3 protein-coding genes are annotated in these 1,222 nt (G+C 41.9%); 1 reads left to right on the forward strand and 2 read right to left on the reverse strand.

Annotation, left to right across the window (positions count from 1 at the left end):
* Positions 1-309 precede the first annotated feature (309 nt).
* A complete protein-coding gene (locus PX482_RS13650) occupies positions 310-528 on the forward strand; it encodes a hypothetical protein (protein WP_002756882.1) in 219 nt (72 codons plus the stop codon).
* Between the two features lie 282 nt (positions 529-810).
* On the opposite strand, the gene PX482_RS13655 is transcribed toward PX482_RS13650, so the two are convergent.
* Together PX482_RS13655 and PX482_RS27755 are read right to left on the reverse strand one after the other, a co-directional pair.
* A complete protein-coding gene (locus PX482_RS13655; RefSeq protein WP_002756884.1) occupies positions 811-1,086 on the reverse strand; it encodes a BrnA antitoxin family protein in 276 nt (91 codons plus the stop codon).
* The coding region (locus tag PX482_RS27755) for a BrnT family toxin (RefSeq protein WP_353852176.1) at positions 1,079-1,222 on the reverse strand (144 nt) is incomplete at its 5' end. The genes PX482_RS27755 and PX482_RS13655, both read right to left, overlap by 8 nt.

The following is a 1,222-nucleotide window of genomic DNA, read 5'->3' on the forward strand; positions in this document are numbered from 1 at the left end:
CAAATAGGTGCAAGAATGAAAATTGTGGGAGCACAATGGAAAGCAGAGAATGTTCCTCAGTATTTGAAGCTACGTTGTGCTTATCTCAACGGCGATATTGCCTGAGTATTTTTACTCATTGCAAAACTGGGATGCTCCCAACATTGGGAATCTTCGCTAACATTCCTCAACTGGTCCGACCAGAGCGGCATCGCACCTAAACTCACAGTTTCAATCCATGGGCATGGTGCGTTCCCCAAAAATCGATCGGTGGAGCGGTAGAAGTTGCATTAGGGAACGCACCCTACAAGATCGGCGATCGCACTGCGTATGTTGTCTGCACTTCATGGAATTGGAGTCATTATTCTAGATACGGAAAACCCTTCTGAAAGTGAGATATTTTTACCAGCAAAATCTAGGGCAGAAATTGACTGGCAATCAGTGAATCGTATTGTGGTTGAAAATGATGATTTTAAAGATTATATTGAGCTAGTTTCAACTTATTACCAAACTGGAAGAATTAGAAGTCGGGATTGGAATAAAATTTGATAGATTTTCATAATCCCCGACCTTGATGATTAAAACCCTTAACCGTTTGTTCGGATATCTACTAGGGTACTGCCAACAATCTCTTTTAAGGAGACTGATCACAGAAGCTTTCTAGACTTCTAGCAAAGATTCTTAGATCTGACTGCACTTTGTCACAAAATTTCACTATTATTTCGGGTGCGGTGATTTGTTATAGCGGTTTTCAGTCTAATAAGGTATGGTAAATCCCTTGTTATGCCGCTGCAATCCTTGTTTTCAAATACAAAAATATGAATCTGCCTGTTATTGATGTGCCTCCATATACGCTCGTAGCAATTGATTGATCTGTGTTTGATAGCCACGCCCTTGAGACTTAAACCACTCTAATACATCGCTATCAATGGGGAGTGTAACTTGAGCCTTGGCTTTTGTAGCAGGTAAACCCCGCCGCACTACCGCCTTAGCAAACATTTCTGGCGTAATCTCTGGACAATCTGATAAATCAATATCTTCATCGCTCATCGCATCCAATCGTTGCCAATCAGTTTGAGAGTTGCTCGAAGTAGGTTCGTTATTCATATTTCGTCGCTTTTCTTGCAGAAATAATACGGGTGCAATCCTCACGTTCTGTATGGACAACGGCAATCACTCGCCCTTGCAACAAACCGAATGTGACAAAACGCTGCTCTCCATAACCGTAACGATCGTCCTCAAC

Origin of the sequence: Microcystis sp. M53602_WE12, from assembly GCF_030065455.1 — a bacterium.
GTDB classification, from domain to species: Bacteria; Cyanobacteriota; Cyanobacteriia; order Cyanobacteriales; family Microcystaceae; genus Microcystis; species Microcystis aeruginosa.